This window comes from Streptomyces sp. NPDC031111, from assembly GCF_055570675.1.
The window spans coordinates 145,902-165,777 of record NZ_JBVIGS010000015.1; the positions used below are offsets into that span (position 1 = coordinate 145,902).

Genomic DNA, 19,876 nt, shown 5'->3' on the forward strand with positions numbered 1-19,876 from the left:
GGGGAGAGGTGCGCACGCCTCAGGTGCCGGCGCTGTCGCCGGGTCCGGCGCCGGGGCGGTCGGAGCGGTGCCGGGTGCCCGGCAGCATCTCCTGCACCTTGGCCTTGAAGCCCTGTTTGACCATGGAGGCGCGGTCGCTGTCGCCCCGGAGCACGGCGGAGGCGGCGGCCTCGATCTGGTCCAGCTCCGCGTGCGGCGGGATCGGCGGCACGGCGGGGTCGGTGCGGAAGTCGATGACGAAGGGCCGGTCGGCGGAGAGCGCGCGGTCCCAGGCCGCCTCGACCTGCTCCGGCTTCTCCACGCGTACGCCCTCCAGCCCGATCCGCTGGGCGATCTCGGCGTACGGCAGGTCGGGGATGTGCTGCGACTCCTCGAACTGCGGTGCCCCGGACATCGCCCGCATCTCCCAGGTGACCTGGTTGAGGTCGCCGTTGTTGAGGACGGCGACGACCAGCCGCGGATCGGCCCAGCCCTGCCAGTACTTGGCGGCCGTGACCATCTCCATCATCCCGTTCATCTGCATGGCGCCGTCCCCGACGAGGGCGATGGCGGGGCGCTCGGGGTGCGCGAACTTCGCCCCGATGGCGTACGGGACACCGGGTCCCATGGTGGCCAGGGTGCCGGACAGGGAGCCGCGCATGCGTCCGCGCAGCCGCAGGTGGCGGGCGTACCAGTTGGCGGCGGAACCGGAGTCGGCGGTGACGATCGCGTCGTCGGGGAGCCTGCCGTCGAGGGCGTGCACCACGTACTCCGGGTTGATCGGGTCGGCGTCCACGGCGGCGCGCCGCTGCATGACCTCCCACCAGCGGGCGACGTCCTTCTCGACCTTCTCGCGCCAGGACCGCTTCTTCTTGCGGCGGAGCCTCGGCAGGAGTCGGCGCAGCGTCTCGGCCGCGTCGCCGACGAGGTTCACCTCGAAGGGGTAGCGCAGGCCGATCATGTGCGGGTCGATGTCGATCTGCACCCCGCGTGCCTGGTCCAGCTCCGGCATGAACTGGGTGTACGGGAAGCTGGAGCCGATCATCAGCAGGGTGTCGCAGTCCCGCATCAGCTCGTAGGACGGCCGGGTGCCGAGCAGGCCGATGGCGCCGGTGACGTAGGGCAGGTCGTCGGGGAGCACGTCCTTGCCGAGCAGGGCCTTGGCGACGCCCGCGCCCAGGACGTCGGCCAGTTCCTCCACCTCGGCGCGGGCGCCGCGGGCGCCCTGACCGATGAGGACGGCGACCTTGTCACCGGCGTTGAGGACCTCGGCGGCCCGTTCGACGTCGGCGTCGGCGGGCACGGGGGCGTAGTGGCCGATCCCCATGCTGGACGGCACCATCTTGAAGGCGTGCTTCGGCGGGCTGTACTCCAGTTGCTGCACGTCGGCGGGGATGATGACCGCGGTGACCGTGCGGCGCGCGTAGGCGGTGCGGAAGGCGCGGTCGATGAGGTTGGGCAGCTGCTCCGGCACCGTCGCCGTCTCGCAGAAGTCGGAGGCGACGTCCTTGTACAGGTTCTGGAGGTCGACCTCCTGCTGGTAGGAGCCGCCCATGGCACTGCGGTCGGTCTGCCCGACCAGCGCGACGACGGGAACGTGGTCGAGCTTGGCGTCGTACAGGCCGTTGAGCAGGTGGATGGCGCCGGGACCCGAGGTGGCCGCGCAGACGCCGGCCCTGCCGGAGAACTTGGCGTAGCCGACGGCCTGGAACGCGGACATCTCCTCGTGCCGGGACTGCACGAACCTCGGGTTGTCGTCGGCTCGCCCCCACGCCGCCAGCAGACCGTTGATGCCGTCGCCCGCGTAGGCGAAGACGTGGTCCACCTCCCACTCGCGCAGGCGCTGGAGGATGTAGTCGGAAACCTGCATGGCGGCCCTCGACCTTCCGTTCCGCCGACGCGTGCCCGCTCGCCGCGGGCACGCGTCACGCTGCCAGAGAAGGGGGACGGGTTCCGTGCGGTGTCCGGCGCAAACGTCATGAGGCCGGCCCGTCCTCGGGGTGCGCGCAGTAGGCTGGCCCCATCCGGCCCCGGGAGCCCGCGATGTGGAAGCGAAGGAAGCACGCACAGCGTTCCGAGCCCCTTCCGTTGGAGCTGTGCGACCTCTGCGCGCGGACGTTCCCGCCGGGCGAGGCGGTGAGCGGCTGGGTCGCGGACTCCTCCTCCGTCCATCCCACCGACGACCGGCACGACGGTCTGCGCCGCGTCACCGCCTGCTGCGAGGCCCACCTCGGCGTGGTCCGCGAGGCGTACACGCGTCGCCCCTTCGTGCAGGAGGAGCTCTGGGCGGGCAAGATCTCCCGGGTGATGGCGTCCGGCCCGCCGGTGCTCGGCATGACCGAGCTGGGCTGCCGGACCGGGCTGCACGAGCCCGACATCCGGCGGGCCATCGCCTGGCACAACGAGCGACGCCGCCGGATGGCCGGCTGACCGCGTCCCGGCCGTGGGGCCGTCAGGCGGCTTCAGGCTGAAGGAAGCGGGCCAGCAGGTCGTCCAGGCTGACCACGCCGGTGAGTGCCCCGGAGCCGTCGCGGACCACGGCGAGCGAGGACCGGCGGCGGCGCAGCAGGTCGATCGCTTCGCCGACCGTCGCGTCCTCGGTGAGTCCGGGCACCGGGCGGGCCAGCGCACGGGCACTGGTGGCCCGGCCCTGGGCGCGGGCCACCAAGGCGTCCCGGGCGTGCACCGAGCCGAGGACCATGTCGTGCTCGCGGACCAGCAGCCGGGTGCGGTCCCCGGCCGCCGCGACGCGCAGGACCTCGTCGAGTCCGGCGCCGCCGTCCACCCAGGCGACCTCGGCGGCGGGCACCTGGAGGTCCCGTACCGGGGTCTCGGGTTCGGTCAGCGAACGCGTCAGCAGCTCCGAGTCCGTCTCACTGATCAGGCCGAGCCGCTCGGACTCCGCGACCAGGTGGGTGAGCTGCTCCCGGTTGTGGACGGAGGCCAGCTCGTCGCGCGGGGTGACCCGGCACAGCCGTACCAGCGCGTTGCTCACCGCGTTCAGCAGCCGGATCAGCGGCCGTACGGCCTTCACCACCGTCCGGAAGGGCGGCGAGAGCAGCATCGCGGACCGCTCGGGGTGGGCGATGGCCCAGGACTTGGGGGCCATCTCGCCGATCACCATGTGCAGGAACACGACCACGATCATGGCGACGGCGAAGGCGACGCCGTAGCTGAGCGCGCTCGGCAGGCCCAACCGGTGCAGCAGCGGGTCGAGTTCGTGCGAGATCGCGGGCTTGGACACGGAGCCCAGGCCCAGGGTGCACACGGTGATGCCGAGCTGCGCGCCGGCCAGCATGAGCGACAGCTCGCGCATACCCGCCAGAGCCGCGCCGGCGCCGCGCCGGCCCTCGGCGGCGGCCTTCTCCATGCGGTGCCGCTTGGCGGCGACCAGCGCGAACTCGGCGGCCACGAAGAATCCACTGCCGATCAGCAGCAGCACGGTGACGAAGAGCGCCATCGGGAAACTCATGCCTGCTCCTCCGTCCCACGGGCGGTCCGCGCGATGCGCACGCGGTCGGGCACGTGCCGGTCGAGGGTGCGTACGTCGATCACGGCGGTGTCCCCGTCGGGCAGCTCGACCGTGAGCCGGTCGCCGATGGCCGGGAAGCGGCCGAGCCGGTCGACGATCAGGCCGGCCACGGTGTCGTAGTCCTCTTCCTCGGGCAGTTCGACGCCGGTGGCCTCGGCCACCTCGTCCAGCCGACGGCCGGCGTCCACCAGCCAGGCGTCGCCGTCCGCGACGGCGACCTCGGTGACGGTGTCGGACTCGTCGGCGATGTCGCCGACCAGTTCCTCGGCGATGTCCTCGTAGGTGACGATGCCGGCGACGCCGCCGTGCTCGTCCAGGACGACCGCGAACTCGTCGCCCCGCTCCCTCATCCGGGTCACGGCGTCGGGCAGCGGCAGGGTGTCCGGCAGCAGCAGCGGCTTCCGGGCGACCGCGCCGGCCGTGGTGCCGGTGAGGCGGTCCGCGGGCAGGCGCATCAGCTCGGCCACGCCGAGGACGCCGCCGATGTCGTCGGGGTGGTCGCCGAGCACGGGGTAGTTGGAGTGGCCGTGCTTGGCGATCAGGTCGACCGCCTCGGCGGCGGTGGCATCCTTGCGGACGAAGACGGCGTCCACGCGGGGCACCATCACCTCGTCCAGCGTCCGGTCGGAGAACTCCAGGGCGTGGTCGAGCAGGGTCGCGGTGTCCTTGGGCAGCGCGCCCCGCTCGTGGGACTCGCCGATCAGGTGACCCAGTTCCTCCAGGGTGGCGCCGTGGTGGAGCTCCTCCACGGGTTCGATGCCGACCCGGCGCAGCAGCCTGTTCGCCGCCGCGTCGAAGACGTGCACGACCGGTCCGACGACCTTCAGATAGGCCAGCGTGGAGCCGGCCAGCGCCTTCGCCAGCCGCTCCGGCACGGCGATGGCGAGGTTCTTGGGGGCCAGCTCGCCCAGCACCATCTGCACGACCGTGGCCAGTACGAAGGCCAGTACGACCGCGATGCCGCTCACGGCGGCGTCGGGGATGCCCATGCCGGACAGTACGGGCCTGAGCAGGGCGGACACGGACGGCTCGGCGATGAAGCCGACCACCAGTCCGGTCACGGTGATGCCGAGCTGGGCGCCGGACAGCATGAACGACAGCCGCTCCAGCACCTTCAGGGCGCGGGCGGCCTTCCGGTCACCGGACTCCGCGTCGCGGGCCAGGGCGAGGCGGTCGGCGGAGACGTAGGCGAATTCCTGGGCGACGAAGTATCCGGTGCCGGCGGTCAGGACGAAGACGGCCAGCAGGCCCAGGAGGGCGTTCGCGGCACTCATCGGCGCGTTGATTGTGAAAGGGCATCCCGCCGTGTGCCGTGCTCAGGGAGATCCTGGCGGGATGGTCCGGGACTGTGCCCCGGGGGGTCCGTCGGTCTGGCGGACAAGGACGTGCTCCTTCTGTGGATGTACGGAATGCCAACGCTTCGGGCCGGAGCCGTGTTCCCGGCCGCGGCGGTCAGGTCGTGGCCGGGGCCGCGGGACCGACCAGCTCGGACAGCACGTCCTCCATGGTCACGAAGCCGATGACGGTGCCACTCTCCCCGACGGCCGCGGCGAGATGGCTGCCTTCGGCCCTCAGCGCGGTGAGCGTGTCGTCGAGCGGCGTGTCGATGCGCACCCGGGTGACCTTGTGCAGCGCGGTGCGCGGGAAGGGCCGGTCGCGGTCGGCGGCGCCGAGGGTGTCCTTGATGTGCAGGTAGCCCAGGAGGGTGCCGTCGGGCCCGGTGACCGGGAAGCGGGAGAAGCCCGCCTCCGCGGCCAGCCGTTCCAGCCCGGCCGGGGTGATCGTGTGGTCGACGGCGCGCATCCGCTGCACGGGGACGAGGATCTCCCCGACCGGCCGGGTGCCCAGCTCCAGCGCGTCGCGGAGCCGCTCCCCGTCGGCGGGGCCGAGCAGTCCGGCCTCGCTGGAGTCGACGACCATGCGGGCGAGCTGGTCGTCGGTGAAGACGGACTCGACCTCGTCCTTCGGCTCGACCCGCAGCAGCCGCAGCAGGACGTTGGCGAAGGCGTTGATCCCGAACACGAACGGCCGCAGCGCCCGGGTCAGCGCCACCAGCGGCGGGCCCAGCAGCAGGGCGCTGGGCACGGGCGCGGCGAGCGCGATGTTCTTGGGCACCATCTCGCCGATCAGCATGTGCAGATAGGTGGCGAGGGCCAGGGCGATGACGAACGCGATCGGGTGCACCAGGCCGTGCGGGATGTGCACCGCCTCGAAGCCGGGTTCGAGCAGATGGGCGATGGCGGGTTCGGCGACGGCGCCGAGCACCAGGGAGGAGGCGGTGATGCCGAGCTGGGCGGTGGCCATCATCGCGGACAGGTGCTCCAGCGCCCACAGCGTCATCCGGGCGCGCTTCTCGCCCGCTCGGGCGCGGGGTTCGATCTGGCTGCGGCGCACCGAGATCAGGGCGAACTCGGCGCCGACGAAGAACGCGTTGGTGAGCAGGGTCAGGGCGCCGATGGTGAGCTGAAGGGCGGTCATCGGGCTCCCTCCACGAGCTGGGCGAGCCGCGTCGCGGGGGCCGGTGCGGTGATGCGTATGCGGTCGGCGCGGTGGTGCTCGACCTCCAGCACGTCGAGCCGCCAGCCGTCGAGGTCGATCGCGTCGCCCGTGACGGGTATGCGGGCCAGACGGGTGGCGATGAGGCCGGCCACGGTCTCGTAGGGGCCCTCGGGCGCGGTGAGGCCCACGTCGGTGAGCCGGTCGAGGCGGACGCTGCCGTCGGACTCCCACACCGCGCGGCCGTCCGCCGTCGCCGGGGCGGGCGCGAGGTCGGGCACCTCGAGGGGATCGTGCTCGTCGCGGACCTCGCCGACGACCTCCTCGACGATGTCCTCCACGGTGGCCACGCCGGCCGTGCCGCCGTACTCGTCGATGATCACGGCCATGGTGCGGTGCGCGCGCATCCGCTCCAGCAGCCGGTCGGCGGGGAGGCTGTCGGGGACCAGCAGGGGCGGGGTGGTGAGGTCGGTGACGGGTGTGTCGGCCCGCTTCTCCGGCTCCAGGGCGAGCACGTCGCGGATGTGGACGGTGCCCACCACGTCGTCGAGGCCGTCGCGGTGGACCGGGAAGCGGGACAGGCCGGTGGCGTGGCTGAGGGCGGCCGCGTCGGCGGCGGTGGCGTGCATCTCCAGGGCCTTGACGTCGACCCGCGGGGTCATCACGTTCTCGGCGGTCAGCTCGCTCAGGTGCAGGGTGCGCACGAAGAGTTCGGCGGAGTCCGCCTCCAGGGCGCCCTCGGCGGCCGAGTGCCGGGCGAGCGCGCCCAGTTCCTCGGGGGTGCGCGCGGAGGCCAGTTCCTCGGCGGGCTCGAGGCCGAAGCGGCGTACGAAACGGTTGGCGGTGCTGTTCAGATGCCCGATGAACGGGCCGAACGCGGCGGTGAACGCGCGCTGCGGGCCCGCGACCACCTTCGCGACCGCCGCCGGCCGGGAGATCGCCCAGTTCTTGGGCACCAGCTCGCCGACCACCATCAGCACCACGGTGGACACCAGCACGCCGAGCACGGTGGCCACCGACGAGGCGGCGCCGCCCAGGCCGATCGCCCGCAGCGGGCCGCGCAGCAGCGCCGCGAGGGACGGCTCGGCGAGCATGCCGATCACCAGCGAGGTGACGGTGATGCCGAGCTGGGCGCCGGAGAGTTGCAGGGTCAGCTGCCGTACGGCCTTCAGCGCGCCGTCCGCGCCGCGCTCGCCGGCCTCGGCCGCGCGCTCCAGTTCACCGCGCTCGACGGTGGTGAGCGAGAACTCGGCCGCGACGAACACCGCGCAGGCCAGTGTCAGCAGCACGGCGAGCAGGAGCAGCAGGACCTCGGTCACCGTGCCACCCCCGCTCCGTCGTTGGCCGCATGGCGCGGACGGCGGGAGGTGGCACGGCTGCTACTGGGAGGATCACCCATCGGGAGACCGTCGCTCCTTTTCGAACACATGGGACGAGAAGTGTGGGAAGCAAGGATGTCCTGGCTCCGCATCAACTGTAAAGGAGACGCAAAGTCCCTCCTAGGCCAACCCTCTGTGTTTCTACGCACTTGTAGAAGTCGTAAGCGAGTAACTTCTACATTACTGTAGAAGTTCCGGGGTCCGGAAGTGCCTCGGTCCGGACGCCCTCCCGACACATACGGAGTACTCATGGCCCTGTGGGACCGCCTCAAGGAGTCCGCGTCGACGATGCAGACGCAGCTCATGGCGAAGAAGAACGACCTGAAGAGCGGTGCCTTCCGCGACGCGAGCATGGCGATGTGCGCCCTGGTCGCCGCCGCGGACGGCACGGTCGACCCGTCCGAGCGGCAGCGCGTGGCCCAGCTCATCGCCACCAACGAGGTGTTGCAGAACTTCCCCGCCGACGACCTGCGCCGCCGCTTCGAGGACAACCTCGGCAAGCTGACGGCCGACTTCGCCTTCGGCAAGGTGAGCGTCATGCAGGAGATCGCCAAGGCGAAGAAGAAGCCCGCCGAGGCACGGGCCGTCATCCAGATCGGCATCGTGATCGGCGGCGCCGACGGCGACTTCGACAAGGACGAGCAGGCCGTGGTCCGCGAGGCGTGCTACGCCCTCGACCTGCCGCCGCACGAGTTCGACCTCTGAGCGGCCCGGAGCCCGCGGCGGGCCGGTCCCCGGCCCGCCGCACCCGTCTCAGAGCGGCGTCGCGGCGTAGAGGATGAGGACCATCGTCACGGCGGAGTTCGCGGACGACATCGCGGAGACCGCCGTCCCCGCGGCGGCGCCCCACACCGCCAGACCCACCAGGGTGAAGAGCGACGGCAGGCGGCGCGCCGCGGGAGCGGGCCCGAGCAGGGCCGCCACCCGGCGCGGCACCGGCCCCGCCGCCGCGAGGCCCGCCAGCGTGGCGACCGGGGTGCCCCGCGACACCAGGGCCGCCTTTCCGATCGCCCGGGCCACGGCGCGGCGGCTGCCGACCGTCTGCGCCGCGTCCTCGTCGGCCCACCGTTCCGCCGTGTACGCCACCGCCGTCCGCAGCGGCCGCAGGAACGGGTTGGCCCGCGCGGCCAGCTGGACGGCGAGCAGGAAGCGGTGGTGCCGGGCGGCGAGATGGGCGCGTTCATGGGCGAACAGCGCCCGCCGCTCGGCCGGTTCCAGACTCTCCAGCAGGGCCGTGGTCACCACGACGCGGTCCCGCCGGCCGCCCGGCAGCGCGTACGCGTAGGGCACGTCGTCCGGGAGGACCGCCGTCTCCGTGTCCCGCAGCCCGGCCAGCGCCCGGTGGGCCCGGCGGCGCACCCGGCCGTGCCGCCAGAGCGTCCGGCCGCACGCCGCCAGCACCGCGCACAGGGCGGGGATCGCCGCCTTGCCGGCCACCTCGTCGTACGGCACCGCCGCGCGCACCTCGGGGTCGGACCAGCCGTCGGGCAGCGGGTTCCCGGGCAGTTGGGCGGTGCCGACCACCATCAGCAGTCCCAGGCACACCGTGCTGCACACCGCCATCACCGCGGCCACGGCGGTCAGCAGCCGGGTCGCCGTGCGCGGGTGCAGATGCTGCTCGGCCAGGCGCGCGATGGGCCAGGCCGTCAGGGGCAGTACGAGCGGCAGCAGGACGAACACCCCCATGGGCTTCAGTCGTCCCCTTCGTCCCCGGACCGGCCCAGCAGTTCCCGCAGCAGGCGTTCGTCGTCCGGTCCGAGGCCGGTGACGAAGCTGGCGAGCACCGCCTCCCGGTCGCTCTCGGCGTCCAGCACCCTGCGCATCCGGTGCGCGGCCAGGCCGGCCTGGTCGGACGCGGGCGTCCAGGCGAAGGACCGGCCCGCGCGCTCGCGGGTGACCACACCCTTGGCCAGCAGCCGGGTCAGGATGGTGATGACGGTCGTATAGGCGAGACCGCCGCCCAGGCGCTCCTGCACCCAGCCGGCCGTCGCCGGGCCGTCCGCCTCCCGCAGCGCCGTCAGGACCAGCGCCTCCAGCTCGCCCTGTCCCCGACGCCGGGAACGCTCCCGCTCGTCCGCCACGCCCCGCCTCCCTTCCGCTGCCGCCAGTTCGCCGGGCAGACATCGTATAGACGCCGACGGATCCCGTGAGCCACCCCAACTTCTCTCTACAGTGATGTAGATTCTGCCCGGGCCCGTGCCACGGAGAAGGAGCATTGCACCCATGTTCGGACTGAGCGAGCTGGCCGTCATCCTCATCGTCGTCATAGCCGTCCTCGCCGCCAAGAAGCTCCCGGACCTCGTCCGTTCGGCGGGCAAGTCGGCCCGCATCCTCAAGGCCGAGGCCCGCGCGATGAAGGAGCAGGACGCCGCGGCGGAGACCGGCTCCACGCCCCGGATCGTCCAGGGGGAGACACTGCGGCCTTCCACCCCCGGAGCCGAGCGGACCGAGCGCGCGGACGACACCCCGCCGGAGGGCCGTCCGGCCCGCTGAGCCCCGCCCGGCGGGGTGCGCGCGGTCAGTGGTGCGGTACGACCGCGACCGGGCAGCCGGCGTAGTGGATCACGGCGTGGGTGACCGGGCCGGTGCGCGGCAGCCTGGGACGGTCGGTGAGCCGGTGTCCGACGACCAGCAGTTCCGCACCGGACGCCGCCCTCGCCAGGGCGCCCGCCGGCTTGCCCTCGACCACCGTCCGCAGGACCTCCACGTCGGGGTACTTGTCCCGCCACACCTGGAGCACGGCGGAGAGGAAGCGCAGCCATTCCCCGGCCCGCTCCTGGTCGCCCACCGGGCCGGTCCCGCCGGGGCCGGGAGTGAAGCGGTCGGGTGCGCGCCAGGCGTACAGGGCTCGCAGCCGCGCGTGGCGCAGTCGCGCCGCCTCGAAGGCGAACGCGAGCACCTCGTCGCACGGTTCCGCCACGTCGACGCCGAGGACCACGTCGCGGCGCCCGGGGCCAGCCTTGTCGGCTGCCTCCCCGGCCTTGTCGGCCCGTACGAGGACGACCGGCCGGGTGGCCCTCGCCACGACGGAGAGCGCCACCGAGCCCACGAGCATCCCGGTGACGCGGCCCGGCCCGCGCGACCCCAGCACCAGCGCCTCGGCGTCGTCCGCCGCCTTCACCAGGGCGGGGGCCGCCGGACCCGCCACCTGCTCGTCGTACAACCGCACCTCGGGTTGGGCGGCGAGGGCGCGTTCCTCCGCCGCCCGCAGGACGCGCCGCGCCAGGTGCCGTTCGGCGGCGCGGGCGGTCTCCGCGTCGCCGCCCTGGCGCGGGGGCCGGCTGCGGGCGTGCAGCAGCCGCAGGGACCGTCCGCGGCGTACGGCCTCCCGCGCCGCCCACTCGGCGGCCGCCAGGCTCTCCGCGGAACCGTCCACACCGACGGTGACGGGCGACGACATGACATGCACCTCCAGCGACAGGGCCTTCTCCCCGTTGACCAGCGTCGCCCTTGCCGACGGCGCCCGCGCAGGGTCTGCCGGGTCCTCCTCGGAGGGCCATCAGGCCCCGGGGCGGCACCCTGCGGGGCGTGCACTCGGCCGGGGGGTGTTCACGCAGCCCGGCGTTGGCGGGGTGCCGTCGCGCCCACCCGTGCCGCCCTGCGGCACGACTGCCCGCGGAAGCGGCCCGGGGGGACTTCCCCGCGCACGCCCGGTGCCCGCGGAAGCGGGGCTCCGAGCCGGTGGGGCCGAAGGGCCCTCGGCGGGGGCCGGCCGGCCCCTGGCCTCTCCCGCCGGGCGGGCACACGCTGACAGCGGAGGACCCGAAGTCGCCGTTCGGCTGGGCGGCGGGCTCGAAAGGAGACGGAGCGATGACTTCCACCACCACTCTGACCGCGGGTCTCCCGGCCGAACACCGCGAGGGACTGATGCGGCACGCCCGCGAGGTCTCCTTCGAGGCCGGGGCCCGCCTGTTCGAGGAGGGGAGGCGCGCCGACCGGTTCTGGATCGTCCGGACCGGGACCGTCGCCCTCGACATGCGGGTGCCGGGTCACCGCGCGGCCGTGATCGAATCGCTGGGCCACGGTGAACTGATCGGCTGGGCCTGGCACTTCGCACCCAACCTGTGGCACCTGGGCGCCGAGACCACCAGTCCCGTTCGGGCCTGGGAGTTCGACGCGGAGGCCGTACGGGCCATGTGCGCCGGTGACCCCGAGTTCGGCCGTGCGGTCGCCGTGTGGGTCGGCCGGGTGGTCGCCCAACGCCTGCACGCGACCCGCGTCCGCCTGCTCGACCTCTACGCCCCGTACGGCAGCGGCAGCGGATGACGCCCGCGAGCGGGCGCCCCGGCGAACTCCGAAGGCCCCTTCTCCCGCTCGCCGACGAGCGGGAGAAGGGGCCTTCGGCGGGTTCCGCTGCTGAGCGGTGCCACTCGCGGGGCGGTGCGGCTGGTGCGTGCTCTGGGGGTCCCCCGGCCGAAAGCTGGAGGGAGTGCCGGGCATCGCGAGGCAGGCGGCGACTTTGCGGACACGCCCTGAGCCGCGCTGGTCGCGGGGCGCCGAAGGCTGCGGGAGTGCCGGGCGGACGTCCGCGTACTGGTCGTACTCGGGTGTTCGCCCGGTGCGGCGAGAGGATGTGCCAGGCGTCGCGGTGCAGGCGGCGACGTTGCGGACACGCCCTTAGCCGTGCTGCTCGCGGGGCGGGTGGCTGGTGAGCGTCGTCCTGTGTGCGGGGGGGCGCGTACGGCGGTGGGCGTGTAGGCCGGTGCGGCGGCCACGACCGCCAGGAGCCGACGGCGTAGGTGCCGAACTCGCCGTACAGGGAACCCATGACCAGCGGGAGCGGGAAGCCGCCGAGGCCGACCGCCCCGGCGACCGAGCCGACCCGACCGGCCGGGGTCAGCCGGGCCACCAGGGCGAAGGCAGCCCCGCTTCCGGCGCCGTGCGGCCGGTGCGGCGCGTCAGCGGCCCTCCCGCTTCATGCGGTCCTGCACCTGCGTGGCGATGACGGCGGCCTGGATACGGCGCTCCACGCCGAGCTTGGCCAGCAGCCGGGAGATGTGGTTCTTCACCGTCTTCTCGGCCAGGTACAGCCGCTGCCCGATCTGCCGGTTGGTCAGTCCCTCGCCGATCAGCGCGAGGATCTCGCGTTCCCGTTCGGTCAGTCCTGGCAGCGCGTCCGGCTGCTCCTCCTCCTTCCGCTGTCCACCGCGCAGCCGGGCCATCAGCCGGGTGGTGGCACTCGGGTCGAGCAGCGACTGGCCGCGGGCCACCGTGCGCACGGCGGTCACCAGGTCGGAGCCACGGATCTGCTTGAGCACGTACCCGGACGCACCGGCCATGATCGAGTCCAGCAGGGCCTCCTCGTCGTCGAAGGAGGTCAGCATCAGACACGCCAGGTCGGGCATGGCGGAGCGCAGCTCGCGGCAGACGCTCACGCCGTCCCCGTCCGGCAGCCGCACGTCCAGGACCGCGACCCGGGGGCGCAGGGCGGGGACGCGGACCAGGGCCTGCTCGGCGGTGGCGGCCTCACCGACCACGGTGATGTCCGGTTCGTCGTTCAGCAGGTCGTGCACCCCCCGCCGGACCACCTCGTGGTCGTCCAGCAGGAACACCCGGATCGGGTCGTCGGGTCCGGGTCCGGGCTGCTGTTCGCCGTCCGCCATCTATGGCTCCTCGTTCCGTGCTGCGGGTACGTCCCTGCCGGCTGATCCCCCCGGCCCACCCATCCTGCGCAATCCCGGGCCGGGCGGCCAGGGCCGATCGGCCCTAGAACCCGGGCGGGCGATGTCGGCGACCGCCGTGCTCACCCCGTAGAGGGAGCGTCCGCCGACGAGTTCGCGCCCGGTGACCAGCTCGGACTCGACGCGGATGAAGACCTCCTGGGCCGACGGCACCCAGGAGACCGGGCCGCCGCGCGCCAGGCGCCGCTGTTCGACGGGGTCGGTCACCACGCTGGCGGGGCCCGTGACGACGACGCTCCAGCCGGCGTGCCGGGCCGCGTCGACGTCGTCGGCCTCGAAGGCGACCACCGCGCCGTCGACCGCGCGGACCAGTTCCGAGTGCGCGGCGGTGCGGAACACGACCGCGCCATCGGCGTCCAGGCGGAAGTTGACCGGCAGCACGGCGGGCATGGCCCTGCGCGTGAAGACGACACGGCCGACGGGCGCCCCGGCCATCAGCCGCAGGCACTCCTGGCGCCCGAGTTCACGGAAACCGTCATTGGGGTGCATCGCCGACCCGTCCTTCGCCTGGTGCGGCCCTACCGCGTCCTTCCACCCTGAGCCGGGCACGCCCGGAAGGTGAGGGCCGACGGTCCCGGCCGTACCGGAGAACGGCCCGCGCTCGCCCGCGCGTCGCTACTGGCCGAGGGCTCGCAGGGTGGCGTCGAGGTCGGTGGGGCGGGGCCGGTTGTGGGGGAGCCTGGCCAGCACGGCGGCCATGCCGCAGGTGTCGGTGACGGCGGAGAAGACCAGGCCGCCTCCGATCGCGGCGGACAGCCAGCGGGCGGCACGGTAGCGGGTGCCGAGCGCGAGGCCGGCCACGACGAGGGAGCCGGCGGCGAGGCGGACCTGGCGCTCCATGGGCCAGACGGCCCTGACGGTCTCGTCCCGGTCGACGGGGTGGCCCTCCTCGGCCCAGGCGGTCGTGCCGCCGGTGAGGGTGGAGGCGGGGATGTCGGCGGCGGCGAGCCGCTCGCAGGCGGTGGCCGAGCGGTTGCCGGACGCGCACACCATCAGCAGTTCGCCGCGGGCGGCCGCCGACTTGAGGGCGGGCAGGGCGGTGCGCAGCCGGTCGAGGGGGATGTTGTGGGCGCCGGGCAGATGACCGGCGGCGTACTCTCCGGGGGTGCGCACATCGATGACGGTGTAGGTGTGCAGGCGGCCGACGGCCTGGGCGGGGTGGATGGCGGCGGGGGTGTTCATACGGGGGGAATGGCCTTTCGTCCTCGGTCCGGAGCGTCCCGAACCGACTAGAATACCCTAGGGGGTATAAACGGGGAGTCGGAGGAGGAAGTGTGGAGCTGGACATGGCGGCCGACGAGCTCAAGAATGTGCTCAACCGGCTGCGGCGGGCCCAGGGGCAGATCGCCGGCATCATCAAGATGCTCGAGGACGGGCGCGACTGCGAGGATGTGATCACGCAGCTCGCGGCGGTGTCCAGGGCCCTGGACCGGGCGGGGTTCGCGATCATCGCGACGGGGTTGCAGCAGTGCATGGCCGACGGCGAGCGGACGGCCGGTGACCGGGAGAGTATGCGCGCGCGGCTGGAGAAGCTCTTCCTGTCGCTGGCCTGACGGGCGGGGGCACCTCGGGATCACGATCCCGGGGTGATTAGGGTCGGCCTTCGGCCCTGGAGCGCAAGGCCGGAGGAGCTCGATCCCGGCCCGGGGGGCATCTGTGAACGTCGGTGTGCAGCGCGGTGCGATCGCCGCCGTGCAGGTGCTCGGCCTCGCCGTGTGGTTCTCCATGTCGGCGGTGGTCCCCAGCCTCCGCGACGACTGGGGGCTCACGGCCGGCGGCGCGGTGTGGCTGACGGCCTCCGTGCAGTTCGGCTTCGTCGCCGGGGCCGTGGCCTCGACCGCCCTGAACCTGGCGGACCGCGTCCCGCCCCAGCGGCTGCTCGCCGCCAGTGCCGCGGCGGCCGCTGCCTGCACCGTGGTGCTGGCCCTGGTCGCCGACCGGCCGGCCGTCGCCGTCCCGCTGCGCTTCCTGACCGGGATGTTCCTGGCCGGGGTCTACCCCACCGGCATGAAGCTCATGGCCTCCTGGGCCGGCCGTGCCGGACGGGGCAGGACCATGGGCGTCCTCATCGCCGCCCTCACCCTCGGCTCCACGCTTCCGCATCTCATCGCCGGGCTTGGATCACTGCCCTGGCGCGGTGTCCTGCTCGCCGCGGCGGCGGCCGGAGTCGTGGGCTCCGTCATCGCGCTGCTCGTCGTCCGGCCCGGCCCCCACGCGGCGTCGGCCGCACCCGCCCGCAATCCCCGGTACGCGCTGACCATGTTCACCGAACGCGGTCCGCGCCTGGCCAATCTCGGCTACTTCGGGCACATGTGGGAGCTGTACGCCCTGTGGACCTGGATTCCGTCCTTCCTGCTGGCGGCCCCCGCCGCGCGAGGACTCCCGGTCTCGGTCGAGGTCACGGTGTTCCTCACCATGGGACTCGGCGGGGCGGCCGGCTGCCTGCTCGGAGGCTGGGGCGCGGACCGTTTCGGCCGCTCCCCCGCCGCCCTGACCGCGCTGCTCCTCAGCGGCCTGTGCTGTCTGCTCTCCCCGCTCCTCTTCCACGCCCCGCCGGTGCTTCTGTTCGCCTTCTGCACGCTGTGGGGCGCCGCCGTGATCGCCGACTCGGGGGTGTTCTCCACATCGCTGAGCGAGGTCGCCGACCACCGCTACATCGGGACGGCGCTCACCGGCCAGACCGCGATCGGCTTCGCCCTCACCGTCGTCACCATCCAGCTCACCCCCCTCCTCGCCGAGGCCGTCGGCTGGGAGAACGCCTTCCTCCTGCTCGCGCCCGGTCCCCTGGCCGGCGCCCTCGCCATGCGCGCCTACGGCAAGGGCACCGCCCTCACCCCCGCCTCGCTGGGCACGGCCTGACGCCCCTGCTCGCGGCGTAGCTCCGGCCGGCTGCTGCGCCGACCGGAGCTCGGGGCCGTACTCGTGGGTGTCAGACCCGGGCCGTCTCCGGCTCGCGTACGGGCTCCGCGGGGGCGGCCATGTCGCCGAGTTCCCGGTGCAGCTTCTCGCCCTCCACGTCGACGTTCGGCAGGAGGCGGTCCAGCCACTTGGGCAGCCACCACGCCTTGGTGCCGAGCAGGGCGAGCACGGCGGGCACGATCGCCATGCGGACCACGAAGGCGTCGAAGAGGACCGCGATCGCGAGGCCGAAGCCCATCATCTTGATCATGTCGTCGTTCTCCATGATGAAGCCGGAGAAGACGCTGATCATGATGATCGCCGCGGCGGCGACGACCCGGCCGCCGTGGGCGAAGCCCGTGGTGACGGAGTCCGCGGCGGACGATCCGTGCACGTACGCCTCACGCATGCGCGTCACGAGGAAGACCTCGTAGTCCATGGCCAGACCGAAGACCACGCCGATCATGAAGATGGGCATCATCGACATGATCGGGCCCGGCTGGTCCACGCCGAAGACGTCCGCGAGCCAGCCCCACTGGAACACCGCGACCACCGCGCCGAGCGCCGCGGCCACCGAGAGCAGGAAGCCCAGGGCCGCCTTGAGCGGTACGAGGACCGAGCGGAAGACGAGCATCAGGAGCAGGAAGGCGAGGCCGACGACCAGGACCAGGTACGGGATCAGGGCGTCGTCCAGGGTCTGGGAGAAGTCGATGGTCATCGCGGTCATACCGGTGACCAGCATGGTCGCGCCCGTGTCGGCCTTGATGTCGCCGGACAGCGCGCGGATGTCCTTCACCAGCGACTCGGTGGCCGCGTCACTCGGACCGGTCTTGGGCACCACGGTGAGAAGGGCGGTGTCGCCCGCGTCGTTGAAGTTCGCGGGGGTGACGGCGGCGGCCTCGCCGAGACCGGTGATCTCCCGGACGACGGCCTCGGCCGCGGCCTCGGGGGCGTCGGCGCCACGGGTGTCGACGGTGACCATCAGCGGGCCGTTGAAGCCGGCGCCGAAGGACTCGGACAGCATGTCGTAGGCCTTGCGCTGCGTGGTGTCGGGCGCCGAGCTGCCCTCGTCGGGCAGGCCCAGCTCCATACTGGCGGCCGGCACGGCGATGACACCGAGACCGAGCACCGCGGTGAGCAGCACGGTCACCGGACGGCGCAGGACGAAGCGGGCCCAGCGGGCACCCAGTTTCGGCTTCGCGGACCCGCCCTGCTGTCCGATGGGCGCCTTGCGGTCCTTGCGGCTGAGGGCCTTCTTGCCGGCGAAGCCGAGCAGCGCCGGGGTGAGGGTGAGCGCGATCAGCACGGCGATGGCGACCGTGGCCGCGGCCGCCAGGCCCATCTTGGTGAGGATCGGGATGTTGACCACGGCGAGGCCCGCCAGGGCCACGATGACGGTGAGTCCGGCGAAGACGACCGCCGAGCCCGCGGTGCCGACCGCGCGTCCGGCGGCCTCCTCGTGGGCGCGGCCCTCGGCGATCTCCGCCCGGTAGCGCGAAACGATGAACAGGGCGTAGTCGATGGCGACCGCGAGGCCGATCATCATGGCGAGGGTGGACGTCGTGGCGGAGAGCTCCAGCGTGCTGCCGAGGGCCGCGATGCCGGAGATGCCGATGCCGACCCCGATGATCGCCGAGAGCAGCGGCATGCCGGCGGCGACGAGTGAGCCGAACGTCAGCAGCAGCACGACCGCCGCGACTCCGATGCCGATCAGCTCGGCGGTGCCGCCCATCTCCTGCTCGGCCATGACCGCGTCGCCGCCGGTCTCGACGGTGAAGCCGTCGCCGCGCGCGTCGTCGGTGGCGGCCGTGAGCGAGTCACGGGCCTGATCGGTCAGCTCCATGGAGTTGACCTTGTAGGTCACGGAGGCGTAGGCGGTCGTGCCGTCCTGGCTGACGGCGTCCGCCTTGAACGGGTCGGCCACCGAGGCGACCTGCGGGCCGTCGCCGAGGGCCGTGACCAGCTCTTCGACCTTGGCCTTGCCGGCCGGGTCGGATATCTTCTCGCCCTCGGGCGCACGGATCACGACCCGCGCCGTGGCGCCCTCGGCGGAGGCCGCCGGGAAGCGCTCGTCGAGCAGGTCGAATGCCTTCTGGGACTCGGTTCCGGGCATGGAGAAGGAGTCTTCGGGCGGGGCGGGCGCGGTGGACGAGGCGACGCCGACGCCCACGAGTACGGCCACCCACAGGAGGGCGACGACACCGCGGCGTCGGAACGCTCGTCGGCCGAGTCGATAGAGGAAAGTAGCCACCTGGGACCAATCCGTCGGATTTCGGGCAGGGCGAGACCCGGCACATGGGAAGGCAGGGGTTCTGACCGGGGTACCCCTCCATGCTCGCCCGGGCTTTCCCGCGTTTGATCCGACCCTGGGTCTGGACTGGCGTACTGCATTGGGTGTATTACGCCGCTCCGCCCATGTGCCCCGGGTGTAGATCCCGACGATGCGTGTACGCCGCATCCGCTCCGGCGGGCTTGTCACCCACGTCAAGGACATCCCGACGACATGGCTGCCCCTGAGCCGAGGCTCGACAAATGGGGCGCGGGATCACCGGTTGGTCAGACCGGCGATCCCGCGCGTCAATTGATGGCCCCGTCTTCACCAGGAGAGCCGGGGCTCAAGTCCCCACTCCGAGATGAGTAGTCGTACTCACGCCCGGGCGGCCCCGCGCGGTGATCATTGATGCAGCGGGCCCGCCAAGGGCGCCGCTCAAGTTGACACAATCACGGGGGATCCTGTCATGTCTCGCCGCATCATCCTGAGCTCGGTCGCCACGCTCGTCGTCCTCGGTGGCGCAGGAGCGTTCGCCCTGGCTCACGCCGGGGAGCAGGGGCCCGCCCTGGACAACAGCACCGCCCGCTACACGGCCCCCGACGGAGACCGCGAGGGCTCCCTCACCTTCACCACCGACGTCACGGCGGACTCCGGCGTCAGGAATCTCAAGGTGCTGGCCTGGCCGGCCAACGGCCCCTTCACGGAGAACGGACTGACCGAGAAGGACCTGGCCGCGGCGGAGACGGCCACGTGCAAGCCCACTGGTGAGGACACCGCCCGCTGCACCTACAAGGTTGCGGTGACCGCTGCCGACGCCGCCGAGTCCGAGGCCGGCCGCTGGCACATCGCCACCCTCAGCACGGCGGAGAACGGCGACACCGCCTTCGACGACAAGACGGCGACTTTCACGATCGGCTGAGCGATACGCGCGGAACAGGGTGTTCGCCGGTGGACCGGCACCGGGCCGAACCCTCTCAGCACCGGCACACCGGGTCATTCCGAAGGAATGCGAAACTCGAATTCGGGACGGTCCCACGGCACGGCGGGCGGGTTCGCGAGCGCGGTCCCGACCCGCACCGCACCGGCGCGGTGGTAGAAGTCCTCGGCGGGAAGGTGCGACACGACCTTGACACGGTCGATCCCGGCGGCACGGGCCTCGGACTGCATGTGCGCGACGAGTTGCCGTCCGATACCCCGTCCTTGCACGTCGTCGGCGACGAACAGCAGGTCGAGCTCCGGTGGAGCGAGGACGAGCGAGTAGAACCCGAGGATCCGGCCTTCGGGCTCGTCGCCGCCGACGGCCACGAAGGCGCGGTGGGCCTCGATGTAATCAGGCCCGACCCGGTAGCCCGCGACTGCGGCCGCGTACTTACCCGCGTAGGCGCCTGAGCCACGCACGAGCCGTGTGAGCCGTTTGGCATCCCGCGCGACGGCCCTCCGTATCGTGATCGGCCGGCAGATCGGGGAAGTGCGTGAACTCATCCGGAGAGTATTTCGCACCGGGGAGTGCCTTCGTGCGGCAGGTCGGCTGCTCGCGCAGGCGCTCCCGCACGCCTTCCGGGAAGGCGTGGCGTCGGCCTCGGCAGGCCAGGTGACCGGCGTCCGCGTAAGTCGACGGGCCACCGGCGGCCACGGCCGG

Annotated in this window: 19 protein-coding genes and 1 pseudogene; 7 read left to right on the forward strand and 13 right to left on the reverse strand. The window is 72.8% G+C overall.

Annotated elements, in window-relative coordinates:
• Window positions 1-19: 19 nt before the first annotated feature.
• A complete protein-coding gene (locus ACZ470_RS28235) occupies window positions 20-1,849 on the reverse strand; it encodes a thiamine pyrophosphate-requiring protein (protein ID WP_468431664.1) in 1,830 nt (609 codons plus the stop codon).
• A gap of 173 nt (window positions 1,850-2,022) precedes the next feature.
• On the opposite strand from ACZ470_RS28235, the gene ACZ470_RS28240 reads away from it, so the two are divergent.
• On the forward strand, window positions 2,023-2,409 hold the full coding sequence (locus ACZ470_RS28240) for a hypothetical protein (protein WP_468431666.1): 387 nt from the start codon (window positions 2,023-2,025) through the stop codon (window positions 2,407-2,409).
• Window positions 2,410-2,431: 22 nt separating this feature from the next.
• Here the strand turns inward: ACZ470_RS28240 and ACZ470_RS28245 are convergent, their stop codons facing one another.
• The 4 genes from ACZ470_RS28245 to ACZ470_RS28260 form a co-directional block, all read right to left on the reverse strand.
• Window positions 2,432-3,451, reverse strand: coding sequence for a hemolysin family protein (locus ACZ470_RS28245; protein ID WP_468431668.1), 1,020 nt, complete (start codon window positions 3,449-3,451; stop codon window positions 2,432-2,434).
• Entirely contained in the window at window positions 3,448-4,785 is a 1,338-nt protein-coding gene (locus ACZ470_RS28250) for a hemolysin family protein (RefSeq protein WP_468431670.1), read from the reverse strand. Before ACZ470_RS28250 ends, ACZ470_RS28245 begins: the two co-directional genes overlap by 4 nt.
• 178 nt (window positions 4,786-4,963) lie before the next feature.
• Window positions 4,964-5,989: a hemolysin family protein gene (locus tag ACZ470_RS28255; RefSeq protein WP_468431672.1), complete on the reverse strand. Its 1,026-nt coding sequence runs from the start codon at window positions 5,987-5,989 to the stop codon at window positions 4,964-4,966.
• Window positions 5,986-7,326 carry a hemolysin family protein gene (locus ACZ470_RS28260; RefSeq protein ID WP_468431674.1) on the reverse strand — a complete coding sequence of 447 codons (1,341 nt, stop codon included), beginning with the start codon at window positions 7,324-7,326 and terminating at the stop codon, window positions 5,986-5,988. Before ACZ470_RS28260 ends, ACZ470_RS28255 begins: the two co-directional genes overlap by 4 nt.
• Window positions 7,327-7,635: 309 nt before the next feature.
• Here ACZ470_RS28260 and ACZ470_RS28265 point away from each other — a divergent pair, with 309 nt between their 5' ends.
• The gene (locus ACZ470_RS28265; RefSeq protein ID WP_468431675.1) at window positions 7,636-8,091 is read left to right on the forward strand and encodes a tellurite resistance TerB family protein; all 456 of its coding nucleotides are present in this window, start codon (window positions 7,636-7,638) and stop codon (window positions 8,089-8,091) included.
• A 48-nt stretch (window positions 8,092-8,139) separates the two neighbouring features.
• Here the strand turns inward: ACZ470_RS28265 and ACZ470_RS28270 are convergent, their stop codons facing one another.
• Entirely contained in the window at window positions 8,140-9,072 is a 933-nt protein-coding gene (locus ACZ470_RS28270) for a M56 family metallopeptidase (protein ID WP_468431676.1), read from the reverse strand.
• A 5-nt stretch (window positions 9,073-9,077) separates the two neighbouring features.
• Window positions 9,078-9,467: a BlaI/MecI/CopY family transcriptional regulator gene (locus ACZ470_RS28275; RefSeq protein WP_468431677.1), complete on the reverse strand. Its 390-nt coding sequence runs from the start codon at window positions 9,465-9,467 to the stop codon at window positions 9,078-9,080.
• Between the two features lie 142 nt (window positions 9,468-9,609).
• Between ACZ470_RS28275 and ACZ470_RS28280 the strand changes: the two genes are divergently transcribed.
• Entirely contained in the window at window positions 9,610-9,879 is a 270-nt protein-coding gene (locus ACZ470_RS28280) for a twin-arginine translocase TatA/TatE family subunit (RefSeq protein WP_468431679.1), read from the forward strand.
• A 25-nt stretch (window positions 9,880-9,904) separates the two neighbouring features.
• Here the strand turns inward: ACZ470_RS28280 and ACZ470_RS28285 are convergent, their stop codons facing one another.
• Window positions 9,905-10,786 carry a universal stress protein gene (locus tag ACZ470_RS28285; RefSeq protein WP_468431681.1) on the reverse strand — a complete coding sequence of 294 codons (882 nt, stop codon included), beginning with the start codon at window positions 10,784-10,786 and terminating at the stop codon, window positions 9,905-9,907.
• Between the two features lie 410 nt (window positions 10,787-11,196).
• Here ACZ470_RS28285 and ACZ470_RS28290 point away from each other — a divergent pair, with 410 nt between their 5' ends.
• Entirely contained in the window at window positions 11,197-11,652 is a 456-nt protein-coding gene (locus tag ACZ470_RS28290; RefSeq protein WP_468431682.1) for a Crp/Fnr family transcriptional regulator, read from the forward strand.
• 632 nt (window positions 11,653-12,284) lie between these two features.
• On the opposite strand, the gene ACZ470_RS28295 is transcribed toward ACZ470_RS28290, so the two are convergent.
• From ACZ470_RS28295 to ACZ470_RS28305, 3 genes and pseudogenes are all read right to left on the reverse strand, one after another.
• Window positions 12,285-12,989 carry a response regulator gene (locus ACZ470_RS28295; protein ID WP_468431683.1) on the reverse strand — a complete coding sequence of 235 codons (705 nt, stop codon included), beginning with the start codon at window positions 12,987-12,989 and terminating at the stop codon, window positions 12,285-12,287.
• Between the two features lie 141 nt (window positions 12,990-13,130).
• Window positions 13,131-13,556: pseudogene (locus ACZ470_RS28300) on the reverse strand (pyridoxamine 5'-phosphate oxidase family protein); the annotation flags it as partial.
• A 126-nt stretch (window positions 13,557-13,682) separates the two neighbouring features.
• Window positions 13,683-14,249, reverse strand: coding sequence for a rhodanese-like domain-containing protein (locus ACZ470_RS28305; RefSeq protein ID WP_468431685.1), 567 nt, complete (start codon window positions 14,247-14,249; stop codon window positions 13,683-13,685).
• A gap of 92 nt (window positions 14,250-14,341) precedes the next feature.
• On the opposite strand from ACZ470_RS28305, the gene ACZ470_RS28310 reads away from it, so the two are divergent.
• Together ACZ470_RS28310 and ACZ470_RS28315 are read left to right on the forward strand one after the other, a co-directional pair.
• Complete coding sequence (locus ACZ470_RS28310; RefSeq protein ID WP_468431687.1) at window positions 14,342-14,620, forward strand: metal-sensitive transcriptional regulator; 279 nt, start codon at window positions 14,342-14,344, stop codon at window positions 14,618-14,620.
• A 103-nt stretch (window positions 14,621-14,723) separates the two neighbouring features.
• Entirely contained in the window at window positions 14,724-15,926 is a 1,203-nt protein-coding gene (locus tag ACZ470_RS28315) for an MFS transporter (RefSeq protein WP_468431689.1), read from the forward strand.
• Between the two features lie 70 nt (window positions 15,927-15,996).
• On the opposite strand, the gene ACZ470_RS28320 is transcribed toward ACZ470_RS28315, so the two are convergent.
• A complete protein-coding gene (locus ACZ470_RS28320) occupies window positions 15,997-18,216 on the reverse strand; it encodes an MMPL family transporter (RefSeq protein WP_468431691.1) in 2,220 nt (739 codons plus the stop codon).
• 487 nt (window positions 18,217-18,703) lie between these two features.
• Between ACZ470_RS28320 and ACZ470_RS28325 the strand changes: the two genes are divergently transcribed.
• Window positions 18,704-19,156 carry a DUF5707 domain-containing protein gene (locus ACZ470_RS28325; protein ID WP_468431693.1) on the forward strand — a complete coding sequence of 151 codons (453 nt, stop codon included), beginning with the start codon at window positions 18,704-18,706 and terminating at the stop codon, window positions 19,154-19,156.
• A gap of 74 nt (window positions 19,157-19,230) precedes the next feature.
• Here the strand turns inward: ACZ470_RS28325 and ACZ470_RS28330 are convergent, their stop codons facing one another.
• On the reverse strand, window positions 19,231-19,719 hold the full coding sequence (locus ACZ470_RS28330) for a GNAT family N-acetyltransferase (RefSeq protein ID WP_468431695.1): 489 nt from the start codon (window positions 19,717-19,719) through the stop codon (window positions 19,231-19,233).
• Window positions 19,720-19,876: the final 157 nt, after the last annotated feature.